Source organism: Scandinavium manionii (genome assembly GCF_024764775.1).
Lineage (GTDB): Bacteria > Pseudomonadota > Gammaproteobacteria > Enterobacterales > Enterobacteriaceae > Scandinavium > Scandinavium manionii.
On the sequence record NZ_JALIGC010000039.1, the window covers coordinates 567,623 to 590,161 of the forward strand.

At 54.9% G+C, this 22,539-nt stretch carries 23 protein-coding genes, 1 tRNA gene, 1 pseudogene and 1 other annotated feature; of the genes and pseudogenes, 11 read left to right on the top strand and 14 right to left on the bottom strand.

Annotated elements, in window-relative coordinates:
* Nucleotides 1-35 precede the first annotated feature (35 nt).
* From hisIE to hisL, 9 genes are all read right to left on the bottom strand, one after another.
* The gene (gene hisIE, locus MUU51_RS17020) at nt 36-635 is read right to left on the bottom strand and encodes a bifunctional phosphoribosyl-AMP cyclohydrolase/phosphoribosyl-ATP diphosphatase HisIE (RefSeq protein ID WP_258968198.1); all 600 of its coding nucleotides are present in this window, start codon (nt 633-635) and stop codon (nt 36-38) included.
* Nucleotides 629-1,405, bottom strand: a complete 777-nt coding sequence (gene hisF / locus MUU51_RS17025) for an imidazole glycerol phosphate synthase subunit HisF (RefSeq protein WP_110509558.1) — start codon at nt 1,403-1,405, stop codon at nt 629-631. The genes hisIE and hisF overlap by 7 nt, the downstream gene beginning before the upstream one ends.
* Entirely contained in the window at nt 1,387-2,124 is a 738-nt protein-coding gene (gene hisA / locus MUU51_RS17030; RefSeq protein WP_159775520.1) for a 1-(5-phosphoribosyl)-5-[(5-phosphoribosylamino)methylideneamino]imidazole-4-carboxamide isomerase, read from the bottom strand. Before hisA ends, hisF begins: the two co-directional genes overlap by 19 nt.
* The gene (gene hisH / locus MUU51_RS17035) at nt 2,124-2,714 is read right to left on the bottom strand and encodes an imidazole glycerol phosphate synthase subunit HisH (protein WP_159775518.1); all 591 of its coding nucleotides are present in this window, start codon (nt 2,712-2,714) and stop codon (nt 2,124-2,126) included. Before hisH ends, hisA begins: the two co-directional genes overlap by 1 nt.
* Nucleotides 2,714-3,781 carry a bifunctional histidinol-phosphatase/imidazoleglycerol-phosphate dehydratase HisB gene (gene hisB, locus MUU51_RS17040; protein ID WP_258968199.1) on the bottom strand — a complete coding sequence of 356 codons (1,068 nt, stop codon included), beginning with the start codon at nt 3,779-3,781 and terminating at the stop codon, nt 2,714-2,716. Before hisB ends, hisH begins: the two co-directional genes overlap by 1 nt.
* Entirely contained in the window at nt 3,778-4,839 is a 1,062-nt protein-coding gene (gene hisC / locus MUU51_RS17045; protein ID WP_159775514.1) for a histidinol-phosphate transaminase, read from the bottom strand. The genes hisB and hisC overlap by 4 nt, the downstream gene beginning before the upstream one ends.
* Complete coding sequence (gene hisD, locus MUU51_RS17050; RefSeq protein ID WP_258968200.1) at nt 4,836-6,140, bottom strand: histidinol dehydrogenase; 1,305 nt, start codon at nt 6,138-6,140, stop codon at nt 4,836-4,838. Before hisD ends, hisC begins: the two co-directional genes overlap by 4 nt.
* Before the next feature lie 6 nt (nt 6,141-6,146).
* Nucleotides 6,147-7,046: an ATP phosphoribosyltransferase gene (gene hisG, locus MUU51_RS17055; RefSeq protein ID WP_125351992.1), complete on the bottom strand. Its 900-nt coding sequence runs from the start codon at nt 7,044-7,046 to the stop codon at nt 6,147-6,149.
* Nucleotides 7,047-7,092: 46 nt separating this feature from the next.
* Nucleotides 7,093-7,216 (bottom strand) — a sequence feature (His leader region).
* On the bottom strand, nt 7,192-7,242 hold the full coding sequence (gene hisL, locus MUU51_RS17060; protein WP_159775649.1) for a his operon leader peptide: 51 nt from the start codon (nt 7,240-7,242) through the stop codon (nt 7,192-7,194). (Overlaps the previous feature by 25 nt.)
* A gap of 177 nt (nt 7,243-7,419) precedes the next feature.
* On the opposite strand from hisL, the gene MUU51_RS17065 reads away from it, so the two are divergent.
* From MUU51_RS17065 to MUU51_RS17080, 4 genes and pseudogenes are all read left to right on the top strand, one after another.
* On the top strand, nt 7,420-8,238 hold the full coding sequence (locus MUU51_RS17065; protein ID WP_258968201.1) for an SDR family oxidoreductase: 819 nt from the start codon (nt 7,420-7,422) through the stop codon (nt 8,236-8,238).
* Nucleotides 8,239-8,277: 39 nt separating this feature from the next.
* Nucleotides 8,278-9,189, top strand: a pseudogene (locus MUU51_RS17070) (LysR family transcriptional regulator); the annotation flags it as partial.
* Between the two features lie 235 nt (nt 9,190-9,424).
* Nucleotides 9,425-9,487, top strand: a complete 63-nt coding sequence (yoeI, locus tag MUU51_RS17075) for a membrane protein YoeI (protein ID WP_133461903.1) — start codon at nt 9,425-9,427, stop codon at nt 9,485-9,487.
* On the top strand, nt 9,477-10,835 hold the full coding sequence (locus tag MUU51_RS17080) for an APC family permease (RefSeq protein WP_200849720.1): 1,359 nt from the start codon (nt 9,477-9,479) through the stop codon (nt 10,833-10,835). The genes yoeI and MUU51_RS17080 overlap by 11 nt, the downstream gene beginning before the upstream one ends.
* Nucleotides 10,836-10,904: 69 nt before the next feature.
* Here MUU51_RS17080 and sbcB read toward each other — a convergent pair whose 3' ends face one another.
* Nucleotides 10,905-12,329 carry an exodeoxyribonuclease I gene (gene sbcB / locus MUU51_RS17085; protein ID WP_159775506.1) on the bottom strand — a complete coding sequence of 475 codons (1,425 nt, stop codon included), beginning with the start codon at nt 12,327-12,329 and terminating at the stop codon, nt 10,905-10,907.
* Between the two features lie 188 nt (nt 12,330-12,517).
* Here sbcB and dacD point away from each other — a divergent pair, with 188 nt between their 5' ends.
* The 5 genes from dacD (at nt 12,518) to ldtA (ending at nt 17,118) form a co-directional block, all read left to right on the top strand.
* A complete protein-coding gene (gene dacD / locus MUU51_RS17090) occupies nt 12,518-13,684 on the top strand; it encodes a serine-type D-Ala-D-Ala carboxypeptidase DacD (protein WP_200849719.1) in 1,167 nt (388 codons plus the stop codon).
* Nucleotides 13,685-13,823: 139 nt separating this feature from the next.
* Complete coding sequence (gene sbmC / locus MUU51_RS17095; RefSeq protein ID WP_159775502.1) at nt 13,824-14,297, top strand: DNA gyrase inhibitor SbmC; 474 nt, start codon at nt 13,824-13,826, stop codon at nt 14,295-14,297.
* A 101-nt stretch (nt 14,298-14,398) separates the two neighbouring features.
* Entirely contained in the window at nt 14,399-15,457 is a 1,059-nt protein-coding gene (locus MUU51_RS17100; protein ID WP_159775500.1) for an FUSC family protein, read from the top strand.
* A gap of 164 nt (nt 15,458-15,621) precedes the next feature.
* Nucleotides 15,622-15,957, top strand: coding sequence for a DUF496 family protein (locus tag MUU51_RS17105; RefSeq protein WP_159775498.1), 336 nt, complete (start codon nt 15,622-15,624; stop codon nt 15,955-15,957).
* 225 nt (nt 15,958-16,182) lie between these two features.
* A complete protein-coding gene (ldtA, locus tag MUU51_RS17110) occupies nt 16,183-17,118 on the top strand; it encodes a L,D-transpeptidase (RefSeq protein WP_258968202.1) in 936 nt (311 codons plus the stop codon).
* Between the two features lie 61 nt (nt 17,119-17,179).
* Here ldtA and MUU51_RS17115 read toward each other — a convergent pair.
* A tRNA-Asn gene (locus MUU51_RS17115) sits at nt 17,180-17,255 on the bottom strand.
* A 5-nt stretch (nt 17,256-17,260) separates the two neighbouring features.
* Between MUU51_RS17115 and MUU51_RS22225 the strand changes: the two genes are divergently transcribed.
* Both MUU51_RS22225 and MUU51_RS17120 read left to right on the top strand, forming a co-directional pair.
* Nucleotides 17,261-17,368 carry a DUF5951 family protein gene (locus MUU51_RS22225; RefSeq protein WP_374684590.1) on the top strand — a complete coding sequence of 36 codons (108 nt, stop codon included), beginning with the start codon at nt 17,261-17,263 and terminating at the stop codon, nt 17,366-17,368.
* Between the two features lie 79 nt (nt 17,369-17,447).
* The gene (locus MUU51_RS17120) at nt 17,448-18,872 is read left to right on the top strand and encodes an EmmdR/YeeO family multidrug/toxin efflux MATE transporter (RefSeq protein ID WP_159775494.1); all 1,425 of its coding nucleotides are present in this window, start codon (nt 17,448-17,450) and stop codon (nt 18,870-18,872) included.
* A gap of 171 nt (nt 18,873-19,043) precedes the next feature.
* On the opposite strand, the gene MUU51_RS17125 is transcribed toward MUU51_RS17120, so the two are convergent.
* From MUU51_RS17125 to puuR, 3 genes are all read right to left on the bottom strand, one after another.
* Nucleotides 19,044-20,324: an NAD(P)/FAD-dependent oxidoreductase gene (locus MUU51_RS17125; RefSeq protein WP_159775492.1), complete on the bottom strand. Its 1,281-nt coding sequence runs from the start codon at nt 20,322-20,324 to the stop codon at nt 19,044-19,046.
* Nucleotides 20,325-20,326: 2 nt separating this feature from the next.
* Nucleotides 20,327-21,814, bottom strand: a complete 1,488-nt coding sequence (gene puuC, locus MUU51_RS17130; RefSeq protein ID WP_258968203.1) for an aldehyde dehydrogenase PuuC — start codon at nt 21,812-21,814, stop codon at nt 20,327-20,329.
* 149 nt (nt 21,815-21,963) lie between these two features.
* Nucleotides 21,964-22,521, bottom strand: coding sequence for an HTH-type transcriptional regulator PuuR (gene puuR, locus MUU51_RS17135; RefSeq protein ID WP_110509576.1), 558 nt, complete (start codon nt 22,519-22,521; stop codon nt 21,964-21,966).
* Nucleotides 22,522-22,539: the final 18 nt, after the last annotated feature.

The window sequence follows — 22,539 nt, forward strand, 5'->3', positions numbered from 1 at the left end:
TTTCCAGAGCCCGGTTTTTTTATATCCGATAAAGATCACTGATGACGTTGACGCAGATTCTCAATCACCGTTGTCAGATCCAGATCCTGATCCTGCAGTAGAACCAGCAGGTGATACATCAGGTCAGAGGCTTCGTTGGTCAGTTCATGGCGGTCATTGACGGTGGCCGCCAGCGCGGTTTCCACGCCTTCCTCACCGACTTTTTGTGCGATGCGTTTTGTACCGCTGGCGTACAGTTTCGCCGTATAGGAACTTTCAGGGTCGGCAGTTTTGCGTTCTGCCAGCAGTTGTTCGAGCTGATACAGGAACAGCCACTGGTGACCCGTTTCGCCAAAGCAACTGGAAGTGCCTTTATGGCAGGTCGGGCCAATCGGGTTTACCAGCACCAGCAGGGTGTCGTTATCGCAGTCCGGGGTGATGCTGACCACATTGAGGAAGTGGCCGGACGTTTCACCTTTGGTCCATAAGCGCTGTTTGGTACGCGAGTAAAACGTCACTTTGCCGCTCTGCTCAGTGGCGGTCAGAGCATCCTGATTCATATAACCCAGCATCAACACTTCACCGGATACCGCGTGCTGCACGATGGCAGGCATCAGTCCGTCGGTTTTTTCCCAGTCCAGCTGTTCCGTTAACATACTCTGATCTCCACGCCCTGAGTCGCCAGGTACGCTTTTAATTCGCCAATATTAATAATTTGCTTATGGAACACCGACGCGGCCAGTGCGCCATCGACGTCTGCATCACGGAAGGCTTCGAGGAAATGCTCCATCGTCCCCGCGCCGCCGGAGGCAATCATCGGTACGCGGCAAACATCCCGCACTTTTTTGAGTTGCGCAAGGTCATAACCGTTGCGCACGCCGTCCTGGTTCATCATATTCAACACGATTTCACCCGCGCCGCGCTTTTGCACTTCCTGCACCCAGTCGAGGGTTTCCCACTGCGTCACCCGGGTGCGGTTTTCGTCACCAGTATATTGATTGACATGATACTTCCCTGTGTCAGCGTCGAACCAGGTATCGATCCCGACGACGATGCACTGCACGCCAAAGCGATCCGCCAGACGGGTAATCAGCTCAGGCTCAGCGAGAGCAGGGGAATTCACTGATATTTTATCCGCGCCAAACGACAGGATTTTGGCCGCGTCGTCTACCGATTTGATCCCACCGGCCACGCAGAAAGGAATATCGATAACTTCCGCAACGCGTGACACCCAGCTTTTATCCACCACGCGCCCATCGCTGGAGGCGGTAATATCATAGAATACCAGTTCATCTGCGCCTTCTTCAGCGTAGCGTTTTGCCAGCGGGACGATATCGCCGATGATTTCGTGATTGCGGAACTGCACGCCTTTCACCACCTGACCATCACGCACGTCAAGACAAGGAATTATCCGTTTTGCCAGCATTGGATGGCCTCCGTTACGTTGAATTTACCTTCCAGCAGCGCACGTCCGACAATCACACCGCGAACGCCAGTCCCGCGTAGCGCGGCGATGTCTTCGAGGCCACCAATGCCGCCGGAAGACTGGAATGCCACCTGCGGATAACGGGCACACACTTCGTCATACAGAGAAACGTTGGAGCCCGCCAGCGTACCGTCACGGGAAATATCGGTGCACAGCACGTGCGTGAGCCCGACGGGTAAATAGGTTTCGACCAATTCTTCCAGCGTCACGCCGGAGTTTTCCTGCCAGCCGCTGACTGCAACCTGTTTGGTTCCCTGGTCATCAATACGGACATCCAGCGCAAGCACCAGTTTTTCCGCGCCAAAACGCGTAAACCAGGTTTTCACGACTTCAGGCGATTTTACTGCGGTCGAGCCGATCACCACGCGAGCGACGCCTGCGTCTAACAGGGCCGCGACGTCTTCTTCCGTTCGAATTCCACCGCCAACCTGCACCGGAACATTCACACCCGCCACCAGGGTTTTAATCAGTGGGATCTGACGTTTCGCCGGGTCTTTTGCACCGGTGAGATCGACGAGATGCAGTACTTCAGCACCCTGCGAGGCATATTCCTGCAAACGCGGAAGCGGGTCGCTGCCATAATCACGCTGCTGGCCGTAATCGCCCTGATGGAGACGGACCACGGTGCCGTCAATTAAATCTAAAGCGGGAATGATCATCACATCTCCAGGAAGTTTTTCAGCAGCAGCGCGCCCGCGGCGCCAGAGCGTTCGGGGTGAAACTGCACGCCGAAGAAGTTGTCTTTTTGCACCGCGGCGGTAAACGCTTCGCCGTAGTTGCACTGGGCGATGGTCCACGGATTGACCGGCATCGCGTAGCTGTGCACGAAATAGAAGTACGCCCCGTCTTCAATACCGCGGAACAGGCGATCACCGGCTTTTGGGTAAACGCGGTTCCAGCCCATGTGTGGCAGAGGCAGGCCGAAATCTGTCATTTTCGGGATGTCCTGCTCAATGATGCCAATCATGTCGACGCCGTTAGACTCTTCGCTGCGACGGCCCAGCAGCTGCATGCCGAGGCAAATCCCCAGCACCGGCTGGGTACAGGCTTTGACCAGCTCGATGAGCTCACGCTCTCGCAGCTGATCCATCGCCGCCTGTGCGGTGCCAACGCCCGGCAGAAACAGTTTGTCGGCGCGCAGCACGATATCCGGGTCACGGCTGACCACCGGCTCGTAGCCGTGACGGATAATCGCCGACCGCACCGAATTCAGATTAGCGCAGCCGGTATCAAGGATAACGACGTTCATCACAGCACTCCTTTCGAGGAGGGAAGGGTGTCGCCCTCAACGCGAATCGCCTGACGCAGAGTACGGCCAAAGGCTTTAAACAGACTCTCCACCCGGTGGTGATCGTTTTTGCCTTTGGTTTTCAGGTGCAGCGTGACGCCCATGGTGTAGGAGAGCGAGCGGAAAAAGTGCTCGATCATCTCGGTGCTGAGGTCGCCCACGCGCTGATAGGTAAATTCGGCGCGGTATTCGAGGTGTGGGCGGCCGGAAATATCCAGCGCACAGCGGGCCAGACATTCGTCCATTGGCAGCACGAAGCCGAAACGGTTAATGCCACGCTTGTCGCCGAGCGCCAGCTTCAGCGCTTCGCCGAGCGCCAGGCCGGTGTCTTCCACGGTGTGGTGATCGTCGATATACAAATCGCCTTTAACGGTGATTTCCATGCGGAAGCCGCCGTGGGTCGCAATCTGATCGAGCATGTGGTCGAAGAAGCCAACGCCGGTGTTAATTTTGCTGCCGCCTTCGCGGTCCAGCCACACTTTGACGTCGATCTGCGTTTCGCGGGTTGTGCGCTCCACGTGCGCGTAGCGGTCACGCTTCGTCAGCTGCTCGGTGATTTTCAGCCAGTTGAGATCATCGCGGCTGTAGCGCAGGCCGGTAATCCCCATATTTTGCGCCAGGGTGACGTCAGTTGCGCGGTCGCCAATCACGTAGCTGTTGGCCACGTCCATCACGCCGTCATTCAGCCATGCGGCCACCATTTTGGTTTTCGGCTTGCGGCAATCGCAGTTGTCGGTTTCGAAGTGCGGGCAAATCAGCACATCATCAAACTGCACGCCCTGAGAAGTGAACACCTGCATCATCAGGTTGTGCGGGCCGTCGAAATCCGCCTGCGGGAAACTGTCGGTGCCCAGTCCGTCCTGGTTGGTGATCATCACTAGCTTGTAACCGGCTTTTTGCAGCTTCAACAGCGAAGGAATGACCTCCGCTTCAAACGCCAGTTTGTCGAACCGGTCGACCTGATAATCACTCGGCGGCTCGCTAATGAGGGTGCCGTCACGATCGATAAAGAGGAACTTCTGGGTCATACTTTCTCCGCACGAAGGGCGTCAATGACGCGCTGGCTCTCGTCGCGGGTGCCAATGGTGATACGCAGGCAGCCGCTTAAAGAAGGTTGTTTATTCTGATCACGTAAGATAATGCCCTGATCCCACAAAGATTTGAAGACTGCGCTTGATGCGGTCAGGCGCACCAGAATGTAGTTAGTCTCCGAGTCGAAAACCTGTTCAACGCAGGCGATGTCACGCAGCTGCGCTATCAGGTACTGACGTTCTTCAAGGATCTGCGCCACGCGGTCACGCATGGCATTGATACCCGACGGGCTTAGCGCCTGGGCCGCAATATCGGCAACCGGTGTGGAAAGCGGGTATGGCGCAATCACTTTCATCAGCAGGGCAATCACTTCTTCGCTGGCGAGCGTGAAGCCGCAGCGCAGTCCCGCGAGGGCGAAAGCTTTCGACAGCGTGCGCAGCACCACTAAATGCGGGTACTCGGCAATCCAGCTGGTCAGTGTCGCCTGCGGGCAAAACTCGATATACGCTTCGTCGGCCACGACCAGCGCCTTGCCACGCGTCATCTCCAGCAGCACGCGAAAATCCTGAGGATTGATAATCTGCCCGGTCGGGTTATTTGGGCTGCACACGTAAACGACCTTTACGCCATCAAGTTTATCGGCGATGGCCTGCAGGTCGAGCTGCCAGTTTTCCAGCGCGGGTACCGTCCGGTATTCCACACCGAAGGTCTCGGCGCTGACGCTGTACATGCCGTAGGTCGGGGGGCAGAACAGAATCGCGTCTTTGCCCGGTTCGCAAAATGCGCGGATCAGCAACTCAATTCCTTCATCGGCCCCGCGGCTCACCAGAACCTGCTCTGGTTTCAACCCGGCGTACTGCGCGTAGTTTTCGATAACGGCTTTGGGCTGGCACTCCGGGTAACGGTTCAGCGTTTGCTGCGAAAGGTCGAAGGAGACCGCCGTCGGAAATTCATTGGCATTCAGCCAGACGTCACCCTTGCCGCCGAGGCGACGGGCAGACTGATAGGGCGTCAGGTCGCGGACGTTTTTACGGGCTAACTCTTCAATGCTCATTTCATCTCCTTGAGTGCGGCCACACGTAAGGTAACGGCGTTCTTATGGGCCGTCAGACGTTCGGCGGCGGCCAGTGTTTCAATCGTGGACGCCAGCGCGGAGAAGCCCTCTTTCGAGAGTTCCTGTACGGTCATGCGTTTCTGGAAATCGGCCAGTCCCAGGCTTGAACAAGTGGCGGTGTAACCGTAGGTCGGCAGCACGTGGTTGGTGCCGGAGGCGTAATCGCCTGCCGATTCCGGGGACCAGTCGCCTAAAAAGACCGAACCGGCACTGGTGATGCTGTCGACCAAAGAGCGCGCATCACGGGTCTGGATAATCAAGTGCTCCGGACCGTACTGATTAGAAATTTCGATGCATTGCGCAAGGTCGCGGGCAACAATCAGTCGGCTGGCCGATAACGCCTGGCGCGCGGTATCGGCCCGGGGCAATTCAGCCAGCTGACGTTCTACGGCTTTTGCGACGCGAGCAGCCATGTCGGCATCCGGCGTCAGCAGAATCACCTGGGAATCCGGGCCGTGTTCTGCCTGAGACAGCAAATCGGAGGCCACGAAGTCCGGCGTTGCACCGCTGTCGGCAATCACCAGTACTTCAGATGGGCCAGCAGGCATATCAATGGCGGCCCCGTCCAGACGCTGGCTGACCTGGCGTTTTGCCTCGGTAACAAACGCATTGCCTGGGCCAAAAATTTTATCCACTTTCGGCACCGATTCGGTGCCCAGTGCCAGCGCGGCAATGGCCTGCGCGCCACCGACGTTAAAGATATCCTTCACGCCGCACAGTTTGGCCGCATACAGAATTTCATCGGCAATTGGCGGCGGGGAGCACAGCACCACTTTTTTACAGCCAGCGATACGAGCAGGCGTGGCGAGCATTAATACGGTGGAAAACAGCGGCGCAGAGCCGCCGGGAATATACAAACCGACGGACGCAATAGGGCGCGTCACCTGCTGGCAGCGAACGCCTGGCAGGGTTTCCACATCAACCGGCTGCAGTTTCTGCGCAACGTGAAACGTCTCGACGTTTTTCACCGCTACCGCCATCGCCTGCTTCAGCTCATCGCTCAGACGACGGCTTGCGGCGTCAATTTCCTCCTCGCTGACCTTCAGCGCGGTGACGTCGGTTTTATCAAACTTCGCGCTGTATTCACGCAGCGCCTGGTCGCTATGGGTTTTTACGTTGTCGAGAATTTCCGCCACGGTGCGGCTGATACTCTCCGACGCAGAGATCGCCGGGCGCATCAGTAAATCACGCTGTTGCTCGGGGCTGATGCTGTTCCAGTCGATGACAGTATTAAAGCTCATGGTCGGTTACTCCATCATCTTCTCAATTGGCAGCACCAGAATGGAACTGGCACCCAGCGCTTTCAGTTTTTCCATGGTTTCCCAGAACAGGGTTTCGCTGCTCACCATGTGCATCGCCACGCGCTGCTGATCGCCTGCCAGCGGCAAAATGGTTGGGCGTTCGGCGCCCGGCAGCAGGGCAATCACTTCTTCCAGGCGCTCGGTCGGCGCGTGCATCATGATGTATTTCGATTCACGGGCCTGAATCACGCCCTGAATACGGGTCAACAGTTTGTCGATCAGCTGCTGTTTGGCTTCCGGCATTTCGCCGTCGCGCTGGATAAGGCAGGCTTTGGAGCGGTAAATCACTTCCACTTCACGCAGGCCGTTGGCTTCAAGCGTCGCGCCAGTAGATACCAGGTCGCAGATGGCGTCGGCCAGACCCGCGCGCGGGGCGACTTCAACAGACCCGTTCAATAAGCAGGATTTAAACTGAACACCTTTACCATCGAGGTAACGTTTGAGCAGGTGCGGATACGAGGTCGCGATACGCTTATTATTGAGGCTGATTGGGCCATCCCACGGGTCGTCAACGGAAACAGCCAGTGAGAAACGGCAGCCGCCAAAATCGAGGCGACGCAGGGTAAAGTAACGCGGATCTTCGCCCTGAGCGCGGCGGCTCAATAGCTCTTCTTCCAGTACGTTTTCGCCAATAATGCCGAGATCAACCACGCCGTCCATGATCAGGCCCGGGATATCGTCGTCACGGACACGCAGAATATCGATAGGCATATTTTCTGCCAGCGCAATCAGGCGCTGGCTGTGCATATTAATTTTTATGCCACAGCGGGCGAGCAATTCGCGTGAATCATCGCTTAAACGCCCGGATTTCTGCATAGCTATGCGTAAACGTGTGTTGTCTAACATTTTTATATCCTCGTAGTCCTGTCTGAATGACTCGAAACTCGCGCCCAAAAAAAAGCCCCCGGAAGTGCGATCTTCCGGGGGCTTTCTCTTGCGTTCTGCACCACTGGAAGATCTAACTGTCTTCCAGCACACATCGCCTGAAAGACTAGTCAGGGTGATGGTGATGATGGTGGTTTTTAAATTGAACGCAGTTCATAAAATTTCTCGCTGAATGCTTATGCATTTGATGCCTTTTAACCTAAACCACTTTATCGCTATAAAGCAAGGGCTTTTTTGCATCTTTAATTCATTTCATATTCATCAGATAAATTGTCAGTTGGCGAGGGCTGGCGTAGCCTTATAAAAGGAACGCGAACGAGTCAGGAGAACACAGATGAAAAAGGTCGCAATCGTAGGTTTGGGCTGGCTGGGTATGCCGTTGGCACTGTCGTTGAGCGCGCGAGGCTGGCAGGTGTCCGGCAGTAAAACCACCGAAGATGGGATTGAGGCCGCGAGAATGTGTGGCATCGACAGCTATTTGTTGCGCCTGGATCCGCAGCTGGTCTGTGAGTCAGATGATTTGGATGCGTTGATGAACGTCGACGCGCTGGTTATCACGCTTCCTGCGCGGCGCAGCGGTCCCGGCGAAGAGTTTTATTTACAGGCGGTACAGGAGATTGTCGACAGTGCGCTGGCGTACCGCATCCCGCGAATTGTGTTCACCAGCTCGACGTCGGTGTACGGCAAAGGGCACGGCACGATTAAAGAGAACGCCCCGCGTGACCCGATAACCTCCAGCGGCCGCGTGCTGAAAGAGCTGGAAGACTGGCTGCATAATCTGCCGGGGACGTCTGTCGATATTCTGCGCCTGGCGGGCCTGGTCGGGCCGGAGCGTCATCCGGGGCGATTCTTTGCCGGGAAATCCGCGCCGGATGGGCAGCAGGGCGTCAATCTGGTGCATCTGGAAGATGTGATTTCCGCGATAACGCTTTTGCTGCAGGCACCGAAGGGCGGGCACATCTATAATTTATGTGCGCCCGGACATCCGTCTCGTTCAACGTTTTACCCGCAGATGGCCCGCGAGCTTGGACTTGAGCCGCCTGTATTCAGCGATAGCGCTGAGAAAGGACGCATTATTGATGGTAACCGCATCTGTTCTGAGCTGGGGTTTGAGTACCAGCATCCCGATCCGCTGGTGATGCCGCTGGAGTAAACGACCCGCGGTGACATCGCGTACCGACTGGGGGCGACGATGAAACCATTACTGGAAGTTCTCATCATTCTTGATGCGCTCGATAAAGAAGGGAGCTTTGCTGCGGCATCGGCAAAGCTCTTCAAAACCCCTTCCGCACTGAGCTACACCGTTCACAAGCTGGAAAGCGACCTCAATATTCAAATTCTCGACCGTAGCGGACACCGCGCGAAGTTCACCCGCACCGGGCAAATGCTGCTGGAAAAGGGGCGGGAAGTCCTGCACACGGTGCGTGAACTCGAAAAGCAGGCGGTCAAACTGCACGAAGGTTGGGAGAATGATCTGGTTATCGGCGTGGACGATACCTTTCCTTTCTCATTGCTGGCTCCGCTCATTGAACAGTTCTACCAACGGCACAGTGTTACGCGGCTGAAATTTATCAACGGCGTTCTCGGCGGTTCCTGGGATGCGCTGGTACAGGGCCGGGCAGATATCGTTATCGGTGCGCTGCACGATCCGCCGCCGCTCAGTGATTTCGGTTTCGCGCCTTTAGGTGAGCTGGAGCAGATTTTCGTTGTGGCGGCCCATCATCCTCTGGCGGAAGAGACCGAACCGCTGAACCGCAAAACCATCAAACGCCATCGGGCGATTATCGTCGGCGATGGCACCACGCCTGACTGTCCTGCATTTCAGCAGGTGCTTGAGGATCAGGAAGCAATTACCGTTTTTGATTTTAAAACCAAGCTGGAGCTGCAAATCAGCGGTCTGGGCTGCGGTTATCTTCCGCGTTATCTGGCTCAGCGGTTTATCGACAGCGGTGCTTTAGTCGAAAAACAGGTTGCGGCTCACGTGCCGTTTGATGCGGTGTGGATTGGCTGGAACGAGCAGACCGCGGGCCTGGCGAGTGCCTGGTGGCGGGAAGCTGTTTTGGCAAATAGTGCTATCGCGGCAGTCTATAACCGCACCCCTGATGAATAATCAGGCATTTAAGGAAAAGTTTTCTTTGATGGGCCTCTCGTTCTCTTGTTTTTATAGGGGGAAGGGGGCAAAATACGCGCCAGCAAAAAAGAGACTAACCGACGCAATTTTATGGCGTCGGTTATTTTTTTGCTTTCGAGACACACTCATTCATACAAGAGGCCGGGCTTCGTACCGGATAGATACTTACTTAAAAATCGACAGTTGTTGTCGCCGAGGAATACAAAAAATGGGGCAATTTTTTGCTTACGCGACGGTTTTCACCGTAAAGGGGAATAACCATGTCGCATAACGCTACTCCAAACACCTCTCGCGTGGAATTACGTAAGACTCTTACGTTGATTCCGGTTGTTATGATGGGTCTTGCCTATATGCAGCCTATGACGCTGTTCGATACTTTCGGTATCGTATCTGGACTGACCGATGGTCACGTCCCGACAGCCTATGCATTCGCTCTGGTAGCCATCCTGTTTACTGCGTTAAGTTACGGTAAGCTGGTTCGCCGCTATCCGTCCGCAGGATCAGCCTATACCTACGCCCAGAAATCCATTAGCCCGACGGTTGGCTTTATGGTGGGTTGGTCTTCGCTGCTTGATTATCTGTTTATGCCGATGATCAATATCCTGTTGGCAAAAATCTACTTTGAAGCGCTGGTACCTTCGGTTCCATCGTGGATATTTGTTGTCGGGTTAGTGGCCTTTATGACCATTTCCAACCTGCGCAGCATTAAAACCGTGGCTAACTTCAACACCCTGATTGTGGTGCTGCAGATGGGTATCGTTGCCGTTATTGTCGGCATGATCATCTGGGGCGTTCACAACGGTACGGGTGCAGGTACGCTGACCAGTAGCCGCCCGTTCTGGTCTGATGGCGCGCATATCACACCGATGATCACCGGTGCGACAATTCTGTGCTTCTCGTTCCTGGGTTTCGACGGTATTTCTTCTCTGTCTGAAGAAACCAAAGACGCCGAGCGCGTTATCCCGAAAGCCATTGTCCTGACGGCGCTGATTGGCGGTGGGGTGTTTATCGTTGCATCTTACTTCCTGCAACTGTATTTCCCGGACATCTCTCGCTTCAAGGATCCCGATGCGTCACAGCCTGAAATCATGCTGTACGTGGCGGGTAAAACCTTCCAGTGGTGCGTGCTTATCTTCTCAAGCGTGACCGTACTGGCATCCGGCATGGCAGCACACGCAGGCGTTTCTCGTCTGATGTACGTGATGGGCCGCGATGGCGTGTTCCCGAAAAGCTTCTTCGGTTACGTGCATCCGAAATGGCGTACCCCGGCATGGAACGTGCTGCTGGTGGGCGCAATAGCTCTGCTGGCGATTAAATTTGACCTGGTAACAGCAACGGCGTTGATTAACTTCGGTGCGCTGGTGGCCTTCACCTTCGTTAACCTGTCCGTTATCTCGCAGTTCTGGATCCGTGAAAAGCGCAATAAAACGCTGAAAGATCACTTCAACTACCTGCTTATGCCGGTATGTGGTGCGCTGACAGTGGGTGCGCTGTGGATTAACCTGGAAGAAAGCTCGATGGTTCTCGGTCTGATTTGGGGCGCAGGTGGCCTGATTTATCTGGCCTGTGTGACCCGCAGCTTCCGCAACCCGGTGCCACAGTACGAAGACATCGCGTAATCTCGACGCGCGATAGTCAAAAAAAACCGGAGACACTGTCTCCGGTTTTTTTATGCCTGTTATGCGAACTTAAACAATCTCTTGCGCGTATTGATACAGCGCTTTCAGCAGGGCGAGTTTCTCGTCATGCCCTTCATACTGAACGTACAACTGCTGTAGTTCATCGGCATAAGCCTGCAGGAATTCCGGGGTAAAGACGTTACGACGGTGCTGTAACCAGCGCTGTTGCTCTGATTCATCCAGCGTGCCGGGGAAGTTACGCGCCCGATAGTTGAACAGCAGTTTTTCGATGCGCTTATCAGCAAAGGTGAGATCCAGCGCGGGCAGATTATGCGGCTCGGTCTCCAGAAGAATTTTCATCGCTGCGCGGTCCGCATCACTAAAGAAACCGTTGTAGAGCTGGGTGTCGACGTTTTCTGACGGCACAAAAGGCTCCGCTTCAGAAAATATCGCCACCACTTTATCGCGCACCTGCGGGTTATCGCGCAGCACCTTGAGGTTATCCAGGCACAGCTGGCGGTTGATACCCAAACGATCGGCATCTTCCGGGCGTAATGTATTGCCCTGGGCGAGAATAGGGCATTTATTCAGATGCACCAGTTTCACCGGAACCGCCGACAGTTCGCCGAGATCGGCTTTCGGCGTGTATAAACGCTCACGCAGTTCATCAGCGTTCAGTTCGAGTAGCGGTGACATATCACCCGCCAGGTCGACCATAATCACCGCGTTACGGTTGTCCGGATGCCAGGCCAAGGGTGCCACCCAACTGGTGTTTCCGCGCCATGCCCCGAACATACCGGAAATATGCACCAGCGGTTTCATTTGCGGCACGTCGATCAGTGTCGCCAGTTTATTCTTTCCGCGGAAGGTATACAGATAATCGAATAAGCGTGGCTGACGCGCTTTCACCAGTTTAGCCATCGCGATGGTGGCGTACACGTCGGCCATCGCATCGTGGGCATTGCTGTGCTCGATCCCGTTGGCTTTGGTCAGATGTTCCAGGCGAAAGCTCGGCAAACCGTCTTCGTTTTCTGGCCAGTTGATGCCTTCCGGACGCAGGGCGTAGCAGGCGCGCATTACATCGAGCAGATCCCAGCGAGAGTTATGGTTCTGCCAGCTCCAGGCGTATGGGTCGAAGAAATTACGGTAGAAAATGTTACGCGTCACTTCATCATCGAAACGCACGTTGTTGTAGCCAACCACGCAGGTTTTCGGCACGGTAAACAAATCATGGATCCGTCTTGCAAACGCCGCTTCATTTTCGCCTTTGGCCAGCGCTTCCTGCGGCGTGATGCCGGTAATCATTACTGCCTGAGGCTGCGGCAGATAATCATCGGCAGGCTTGCAGTAGAAGACTTCAGGTTCGCCAATGATATTGAAATCAGCGTCGGTGCGAATGGCCGCGAACTGAGCGGGGCGGTCCAGCTGCGGGTGGGTGCCGAAGGTTTCGTAGTCGTGAAACAGGAATCCGGCTTGCGGTTGCGTTTCTTGCATAGTCTGTCTGTTACCCGTGAGCGCGTTAGCCGGTAATGGTAAACGATTTGCCCGTTCATCAGAAGCGTGACGCGGCGATCCCTCGGTGCCGCGCGCAGGAAATGTCATACTTTCTTGCAATTTAACGCTGTCAGCAAAGCGTAACTGCCGTAAAAAGAACGGGAATACGAAAAGTTGAGGATATGCTGTTGAAAGGCCGTTTTTTTATTGCTGTTTCTTTGCTCGCTTCGAGCATTTCTTGCGCAGTTGCTGCAGATTATATTCCCGCACCGGTACAACCTCCTGCGATCCAGGCCGCATCCTGGGTGCTGATGGATTACACCACCGGCCAGGTCCTCACCGCTGGTAACGAACACCAGCAGCGCAACCCAGCCAGTCTCACGAAGCTGATGACCGGTTACGTGGTTGACCGCGCGATCGACAGCCATCGCATTACCGGAGATGACATGGTCACCGTAGGTCGCGATGCCTGGGCAAAGGGCAATCCTGTTTTTGACGGATCGTCTCTGATGTTCCTCAAGGCGGGCGATCGTCTGAGCGTGCATGACTTGAGCCGCGGACTGATTGTCGATTCCGGGAATGACGCCTGCGTGGCGTTGGCTGACTACGTCGCAGGTGGCCAGCCACAGTTCGTCAAAATGATGAATGATTACGTGAGCAAACTGGGCCTGAAAGATACCCATTTCGAAACCGTGCACGGTCTTGATGCGCCAGGACAGCACAGTTCGGCGTTCGACCTCGCGGTATTATCCCGAGCAATTATTCATGGTGAGCCTGACTTCTATCATATGTATAGCGAGAAGAGCCTGACCTGGAACGGCATCACTCAAAACAACCGTAACGGCTTGCTGTGGGATAAAAACCTGAACGTTGATGGGCTGAAAACGGGCCACACGGCTACCGCTGGGTTTAACATCATTGCGTCTGCGGTTGACGGTAAGCGCCGTTTGATTGCGGTCGTCATGGGCGCTGAGAGCTCGAAAGGACGTGAAGACCAGGCGCGTAAGCTACTGCACTGGGGTCAGCAGAATTTCGATACCGTTCAGATCCTGCATACCGGCAAAAAAGTTGGCACTGAGCGCATCTGGTACGGCGATAAAGAACATATCGATCTGGGTACCGATCAGGACTTCTGGCTGGCCTTACCGAAAGCTGAAGTGCCGAAAATCAAAGCCAAATATGTGATGGACAAAAAAGAGCTGGATGCGCCAATCGCGGCCCATCAGCGCGTCGGGGAAATTGAACTCTACGACGGCGATAAAATTGTTGCTCACTGGCCACTGGTGACGCTGGAAAGTGTGGGCAAAGGCGGCATGTTCTCGCGCCTGAGCGACTGGATGCACCATAAATCCTGAGCCAACCCCGTTTGACCAAACGCTCTCTTCGGAGGGCGTTTTACTTTCCTGATTTGTGAAACATCGCACATACTCCTTCAAATCGGTTTGCTAGATTTTAACTGTATATTTGTCCAGTGACTTTGTTAGTGGAGGCAATATGGATTACAGCATTACTCAGCAAAATCGTCGCATCATCGCCGGTTTTCATATGGTTGGCCCATGGGAGCAGACCATCAAACAGGGCTTTGAACAGTTGGTGATGTGGGTGAACGGACACAAGATCCACGCCAAAGAGTGGGTGGCGGTTTACTACGATAACCCTGATGAGGTGCCGGCGGAAAAGCTGCGGGCTGACACCGTGGTCACCGTCGAAGACGGCTTCACAATACCTGCCAATAGCGAAGGGGTGATTATCACCGAAATCGCGGCGGGAATGTACGCCAAAGCCACAGCACGCGTGGTCGATCATGATTTTTCTACCCCGTGGTATCAGTTCTTTAGCCGTGTGTTGGAGGACAAAGACTACGAGTTAGAAGCTAAACCCTGCTTCGAGCTTTATCTCAATGACGGTAATCAGGATGGTTACTGGGATATCGAAATGTATGTACCTGTTAAAAAACGCGCTGTTTAAGGTAAACAAGCCTGCTTTTTAAAAGGTTATTTACGCATCCGTGATGCCAGTGGCAGAAAAACAGATACAATTGTGTTTTCTGCTCTGGCCGGAGTGCGGGTGTGCGCGCTGATAAATCACTGAGTCCTTTTGAAATTCGTTTATACCGCAACTACCGTATTGTTCACGGGGTGCGGATAGCTCTCGCATTTGTGCTGACGTTTCTGTTGGTGCGCCTTTTTCACGTACCTGAAGGCACCTGGCCGCTCATTACGCTGGTCGTTATTATGGGGCCCATCTCTTTCTGGGGGAACGTGGTCCCGCGTGCGTTTGAGCGTATCGGCGGCACGATTTTCGGCTCAGTTCTGGGGCTGGTGGCCCTGAAGCTGGAGCTGATGTCGCTGCCGCTGATGCTACTGTGGTGCGCGGCGGCGATGTTCCTCTGCGGCTGGCTGGCTCTGGGCAATAAACCGTATCAGGCGCTGCTGATTGGCATCACGCTGGCGGTGGTTGTCGGTGCGCCACCCGGCGATATGCACATGGCGCTATGGCGAAGCGGGGATGTGATTATCGGTTCGCTGCTGGCGATGCTGTTTACCGGCATCTGGCCGCAACGGGCGTTTCTCCACTGGCGCATCCAGATGGCGAGTTACGTCACGGAGTTTAACCGCCTGTATCAAACCGGGTTCTCGCCGAATTTACTCGAACGTCCACGCCTTGAACGCCGACTGCAAAAAGTTCTGAACGACGTGGTGAAAATGCGCGGCCTGATCACGCCCGCCAGTAAAGAGACCCATATTCAGAAATCGATTTTTGAAGGCATTCAGACGGTGAATCGTAATCTGGTCTGTATGCTTGAACTGCAAATTAATGCCTGGTGGGCCTCGCGCGACAGCCACTATCTGATGCTCAACGCCCACACCCTGCGCGACATGCAGCAGATGACCCAGCAGACCTTGCTCACCATTGCGCACGCGCTGTATGAAGGCAATCCGCAGCCGATTCTGGCTAACAACGAAAAGCTGAACGATATCGTCGTCGAGTTGCGTCAGCTGGTGAATGACTATAAAGGCAAAGACCTGGCGGAAACGCCGATGCATGGATATGTGTGGTTGAGCATGGAGCTGGCGCGACAGCTTGAACTGTTGTCACATTTGATCTGCCGGGCGTTGCGCAAATAACGTCCACATGGTCACGGTTTGCCTTGTGCTTGTTTCGATTCAGCTATGTTTAGGGTTATGATTGAGACAGAGCAAAAACCATTGTCATTCGCGGCCGCTAGCAGTTATGTTTACCCGTAGCGGCTGTTTTACGAATCCGAATCTCAATTATCAGGGGTATAAAAATGGAAACAACCAAACCTTCGTTCCAGGACGTTCTGGAGTTTGTTCGTCTGTTCCGTCGTAAAAACAAACTGCAGCGCGAAATTCAGGACGTTGAGAAAAAGGTCCGTGACAACCAGAAGCGTGTGCTGCTGCTTGATAACCTCAGTGACTACATCAAACCAGGCATGAGCGTTGAAGCTATTCAGGGCATCATCTCCAGCATGAAAACCGACTACGAAGATCGCGTGGACGACTACATCATCAAGAATGCTGAGCTGTCTAAAGAGCGTCGCGAGATCTCTAAAAAACTGAAAGTGATGGGCGAGCTGAAATCAGCTGAAAGCAAAACCGAGTAAGTTTGCACGTATCAGAAGCCTGAATATGGAAACCCCGCCGGTGCGGGGTTTTTTTATGCGTGCAACAAATTGAGTCACTTGCTGGTGTCCGGCGTCGGGTAATGACCACACCATGCCAGGTGGCCACGTGCGGCGCTGGCGATGCCGGTTAAGTATGGAGAATTGCGATCCCAATACAGAGGGCTATATTTAGCCTATCACCATCATGTCGATAATAGGGAAATTATGATTCGTATACTCTCGCTTGCCCTGGGGCTCGCTGTCGTTATCCATAGCGCCCAGGCGGTTACCTATCCGCTTCCTCCCGAAGGGAGTCGGCTGGTCGGCGCGCCGTTAATCGTTACCGTACCAGAGGGGAATACCCAGCCGCTGGAATATTTTGCCGCGCAGTATGGACAGGGGTTCAGCAACATGCTGGAGGCCAATCCTGGCGTTGACCCGTTCCTGCCGAAAGCGGGTACTGCGTTGACCATTCCGCAACAGCTTATCTTGCCGGACACGGTACGCGAGGGCATTGTGATTAACGTCGCCGAGATGCGACTTTACTACTACCCGGCAGAGGGTGGCACGGTTGAGGTGTTGCCGATTGGCATCGGGCAGGCCGGGCGTGAAACGCCGCGTAACTGGGTGACGAAAGTGGAGCGTAAGCAGGAAGCACCGGCCTGGACACCGACGGCGAATACCCGGCGCGAGTATGCGAAAGAGGGGAAAACCTTGCCTGCATTCGTCCCGCCGGGCGAGGATAACCCGATGGGGTTATACGCCATTTACATCGGCAAGCTGTACGCCATACACGGCACCAACGCCAACTTTGGCATCGGGCTGCGCGTCAGTCAGGGATGTATCCGCCTGCGTAAAGACGACATTAAATATCTGTTTGATAACGTGCCGGTGGGGACGCGGGTACAACTGATCGACAGGCCGGTGAAAGTCACTATCGAACCGGACGGGCAGCGGTGGCTGGAAGTGCATGAGCCGCTGTCCCGGAACCGCGCGGAATTTGAATCTGATAAGAAAGTCCCACTGCCGATGACCCCGGCATTGAACACCGCGACTCAGGGCGCCGACGTGAATGCCAGCGTCGCCAGCGCCGCGCTAACGCGCCGTTCCGGAATGCCGGTTATGGTGAGTGCGGGAGCCGCAAATACCGGGCAGCTGTAAATTCTCGGTGAGACCAAAAAGCAAAAAGCCCGCTCAGTTTCCTGAGCAGGCTTCTTAAATATGGCTCCTCTGACTGGACTCGAACCAGTGACATACGGATTAACAGTCCGCCGTTCTACCGACTGAACTACAGAGGAATCGGTTGGAGGCTTATCTTAGCGGCGAAAAAATTTTTGTCAAACCTCTATTCAAACCTTTCGTCGCGACTGCTGGTTCCGTCAACAATCAGTTGTATTTACCCACAATTTAAACGCAATTCAACGTTGCAGGTTTGGCATTTCTCCCTCATCATTTAAAACGAGGTTTCAACTTTCTCTCTAAGGCACCCTTTGAACGTCTCTGCCGCAGTACGCCAGGCCGTCACCCGCACCACCTGGTATAAAAACCGCAAAACCTACCGTGTTCTGTTCTGGCGTGAAATCACCCCCCTTGCTGTGCCTATTTTCCTGGAGAATACCTGCGTTCTTTTAATGGGCGTGTTGAGTACATTCCTGGTGAGCTGGCTCGGGGCGGATGCGATGGCCGGAGTTGGGCTGGCAGACAGCTTTAACATGGTTATCATGGCGTTCTTTGCTGCTATCGATCTCGGGACAACGGTGGTCGTTGCCTTCAGTCTGGGCAAGCGTAACCGAAAACAGGCGAGGGCGGCAGCCCGCCAGTCGCTGGTTATCATGACGCTGTTCTCGATTATCCTCGCCGCGGTCATTCATCTGTTTGGGCGGGAAATTATTGAAGTGGTGGCCGGGGCTGCGTCGCCACATGTCAAAGAACTGGCGCTGACCTATCTCGAACTGACGGTGCTGAGCTATCCGGCGGCGGCGATCGCGCTGATCGGCAGCGGGGCGCTGCGCGGGGCGGGCAACACCAAAATTCCGCTGCTGATTAACGGCGGGATGAACATCCTTAACATTATTATCAGTAGTGTCCTGATTTATGGGGCGTTCTCCTGGCAGGGGATGGGATTTGTCGGTGCCGGTCTGGGGCTGACGATTTCACGCTATATCGGTGCGGTGGCGATTGTTGCGGTGCTGGCGGTCGGCTTCAACCCGGCGCTGCGTATTCCGCTAAAGAGTTATATCAAGCCGCTTAACTTCGCCATTATTTGGGAAGTGATGGGGATTGGTATTCCAGCGAGTATCGAATCGGTGCTGTTTAACAGCGGCAAACTGCTGACGCAGATGTTCGTCGCCGGGATGGGTACCGACGTTATTGCTGGCAACTTTATCGCCTTTTCGGTGGCGTCATTGATAAACCTGCCGGGGAACGCGCTGGGCTCGGCGTCGACCATCATTACCGGCAAGCGACTTGGCAAAGGGCAAATTGGTCAGGCGGAAAAGCAGCTGCGCCATGTGTTCTGGATGTCGACCATCGTGTTGACCGCTATTGCCTGGGGCACCGCCCCGTTCGCCGGTTTGTTCGCTTCTTTCTATACCCACGAAGCGGATGTCAAAGAAGTGGTGAAAGAGTTGCTGTGGCTGAACGCCGCATTTATGCCGATTTGGTCTGCGTCGTGGGTGTTACCGGCCGGGCTGAAAGGCGCGCGTGATGCGCGTTACGCCATGTGGGTGTCGATGTTCAGCATGTGGGGCGCCCGCGTGGTTGCCGGTTACTTCCTCGGGATTGTCCTGGGATGGGGCGTGGTTGGCGTATGGCTCGGCATGTTCCTCGACTGGGCGGTGCGCGGCGTGGCGTTCTACTGGCGGATGATCAGCGGCCGCTGGCTGTGGAAATATCCGCGCGTGAGGAACCAATAAAAAAACGCACAGAAGGGATCTTTCTGTGCGTTGGGTTATTTCAATCAATGCTCAAAATAATTTGCGCTACAGGTAGGCGGCAATTGAGCGCATCCTCTGGATCTTACTTGCGTAAGTGACAGGGGGGAGCGAGTGCAGCCAACACCCCTGTAGCGTGAAGTATGAAGAGCATTACACCCCAAGGCGATCGCGAAGACTGTAGTACGCCGCACCCATCGCGGTGAACGGAATGCGCAGCGTACGGCCACCCGGGAACGGGTAGTGCGGCAGCTTGGCAAACGCGTCAAAGCGTTCTGCATCGCCACGCAGTAATTCGGAAATCAAACGTCCCGCCAGATGCGTACAGGTCACACCATGACCGCTGTAGCCCTGCATGTAGTAAATGTTGTTATCCAGACGCCCGAACTGCGGCATCCGTGACAGCGTCAACAGGAAGTTGCCGGTCCAGCTGTAGTCAATCTTCACGCCTTTTAGCTGCGGGAATGTTTTCAGCAGGTTCGGCATTACCAGACGCTCGATATCCGCCGGGTCACGCGCCCCATACACCACGCCGCCGCCGTACAGCAGGCGGTTGTCGCCGGTCAAACGGTAATAATCAAGCAGATAGTTACAGTCTTCCACGCAGTAATTGTTCGGAATCAACGAACGTGCAACGTCTTCGCTCAGCGGTTCAGTGGTTAACACCTGGGTGCCGCATGGCATGCTGCGTTTCGCCAGTTCCGGCTCCAGTTTATCGCCCAGATAGGCGTTGCCCGCCACAATCACGTACTTCGCCGTCACCTGGCCCTTTGCAGTGCTGACCACCGCCGGGCTGCTGTGCTGAATATTCGTCACCGGCGATTGCTCATACACGCGGCCACCGTTCAGGCGAATTGCATTAGCTTCACCGATCGCCAGATTGAGCGGATGAATATGGCCGCCGCTGTGGTCGAGCAGGGCACCGACGTAGCGATCGCTGTCCACTTCACGTTTCAGCTCGTTGGCGTCCAGCATTTCCAACTGGGTGTTGCCGTAGCGTTCCCAGTTGGCTTTCTGTTCTTCCAGTGTTTCGAGCTGTTTATGGTTCATCGCCACGAACAGACCGCCCGGACGATAATCGCAATCAATCTGATAGCGTTTGATGCGCTCGCGAATAATCTTGCCGCCTTCAAACATCATGCTGCCGAGCATTTTGGCCGAATCCGGGCCGTAGGTGCGCTCGATAACGTCGATATCACGGCTGTAAGAGTTGACCAGCTGGCCGCCGTTACGACCGCTGGCGCCGAAACCGATGCGTGCCGATTCCAGCAGCACCACGTCGTAACCCATTTCGGCAAGATGCAGCGCGGAGGAAAGCCCGGTGTAACCGCCGCCGACCACGCACACGTCACAGGTGACGGACTCGCTCAGGGTCGGAAACGGTTCATACTGATTGGCGCTTGCGGCGTAATAGCTGGTGGTATGTTCAGTCATGATTAAGGCTCCAGGGCAATCCAGATAGTTTTCAGTTCACTAAATTTTTCCAGGGCGTGCAGGGATTTATCGCGTCCGTTACCGCTCTGCTTATAACCGCCGAACGGCACGGTCATGTCGCCATCGTTATAGTTGTTAACGAACACTGAACCGGCTTTCAGGCGGCGACTCATGCGATGCGCACGTGACAGGTCGTTAGTCCACACGGCAGCGCCGAGTCCGTATTCGCTGTCGTTAGCCAGTTCCAGCGCCTGCGCTTCGGTTTTAAAGCGGGTAACAACCAGCACCGGGCCGAAGATTTCATCGCGGCCGACGCGTGCAGTCGGTGCGGTATCGACAAAAATAGTCGGGCCGATAGCCGCCGGATGTTTGCCGTCGCGGCCATCCAGCGCCAGCGTGCCCTGAGTTTCACCGTCGCGAATAAAGCTGTGAACGGTGTCGGCATGGGCGTTATCAATCAGCGTACCCATGGTGGTATTTGGGTCGAGAGGATTACCCGGCAGCCAGTTTTTGGCCTGTTCTTTCAGCAGCGCGATAAACGGGTCGGCGATGCTCTCTTCCAGCAGCAGACGCGTACCAGCGATACACACCTGGCCCTGGTTGTAGAAGATGCCGGCGGCGGTATTAGCGGCGGCTTTTTCAATGTCCGGGCAATCGGCAAACACGATATTGGCACTCTTGCCGCCAGCTTCCAGCCACACGCGTTTCATGTTGCTGTCGCCCGCGTCTTTCAGCAGCTGTTTGCCGGTGCGGGTCGAACCGGTGAAGGTGATGACATCCACGTCCGGATGCTGAGACAGCGCCTGGCCCGCTTCATGACCAAAGCCGCTGATGACGTTGAACACGCCGTCCGGCAGTCCGGCTTGTTTCGCCAGCTGCGCCAGACGAATGGCGGTTAACGGTGATTTTTCAGAAGGTTTGAGGATAACGCTGTTGCCTGACGCCAGCGCAGGGCCCAGTTTCCAGCAGGCCAGCAGTAGCGGGAAGTTCCACGGAACGACGGCCGCCACCACGCCGATAGGCTCACGCACAATCAGCGCCAGTTCGTTTACGCCAGTGGTGGCCACTTCGCCATATACTTTATCTATAGCCTCGGCATACCAGCGGATAGCGCGGGCCGCGCCAGGAATATCATCACGCAGGCTATGGCGAATAGGCTTACCGGTGTCGAGTGTCTCCAGCAGCGCCAGCTCCTCGTGATGCTGTTCCATCAAATCCGCCAGCGTGTTCAGCACGGCTTTACGTTTTGCCGGGGAGGCCTGCGACCAGTCGCCGCGCTCGAAAACGTCGCGAGCGCCACGCACGGCGATATCCACATCGGCTTTTTTCCCGCGCGCCACCTGGGCAAGCGGGCGCTGTCCGGCAGGGTCAATGATTTCAAAGGTGCTGTTGTCTTGCGCCTGGCAGTATTCGCCGTTAATAAACAAACGGGTTTCTATAGAGGCATTTTTCGCTTTTTCCTGCCAGTAATTCAGATGCTGAAAGTCCATGGTGACTCCTTTGTATTCAATAAGATAATCGGTCTTTCTCTGCTGCTATCGGCAAAATCTGGCTGCAAAACGCCCCAGGAAATAAATCCTGTAAAAAGAGCGGCGTTTAAAAAGGCCTGAGAAATCAGGCCAAATTTAATTCAGGAATATCAGAACGTGGTGGGGGTGTGGGCACTGATGATGCGGCATATGCCTGCGGAAGTGTTGCTAAAGCTGTGTGGTATGCCGGTGTTGATGGCATAACTTTGCCCTGCAACGAGGTGATAATCCTGGCCGTTGATGGTCAGAATCACGTCACCTTCCAGTATCGTGCCTATTTCCTCACCCTGGTGTTTGATCCTCTCCCCGGTTGTTGTGCCCGGTTGGTAAGTCTCGAAGATCATTGCCAGTGTACGGTTCGGATTTCCGTTGTGAACCAACTTCATTGAAACACCCTGACTGCCGATTTCAATCAGGTCATCCTGATTGATAACCACCTGCGGCTCATCAGGTTTTTCCGGGTCCGCGAAGAACTCGGAGAGCGACAGCCCATAAACTTTCAGTAACTTTTGCAAGGTACTGATGGCAGGACTGACTTTGTCCTGTTCTATGGTGCTGATGGCACTATGCGTTAATCCAGACAGTTCGGCGGCACGACGTTGTGAAAGACCCAATTGTTGGCGGATCGCTGACAAACGTTTACCCGGCGCCAGGCCGTCATCGCTCATATTGGCATTTCCTTAACT